General features: G+C 43.1%; 1 pseudogene. It reads left to right on the top strand.

What is annotated here, in order from left to right:
- Positions 1-339, top strand: a pseudogene (locus ACFIO5_RS11835) (homoserine dehydrogenase); the annotation flags it as partial.

The raw sequence follows: 339 nt of genomic DNA, 5'->3' as shown, positions 1-339 counted from the left end.
CAAAAACAATCCACTTATCTTCGATGCCACACCTGATACTTATGAAGAAGAAGCACTACGACGTAACATGAATGTGCGTATGTTGGTTGAATTTATTGATGGTTCCAAAACGATGGTTGAAATGGCAGCTATTGCAAATGCAACGGGGCTTCTCCCTGATTGCCCAGGAATGCATGGCCCACAAGCGGCGCTAAAAGATTTAAACAAAATACTTATTCCTAAACAGGATGGTGGTATTTTAGAGCAATGTGGCGTTGTGGATTATTCAATAGGTCCAGGCGTTTCCCCAGGTGTTTTTGTCATTGCAGAAATAGCACACCCACGTCTACGGGAACGTAT

Source organism: Bartonella sp. AA86SXKL, assembly GCF_042196885.1.
The sequence above is the reverse complement of the archived record's forward strand: the minus strand, read 5'-3'. Positions and strand labels throughout refer to the sequence as shown.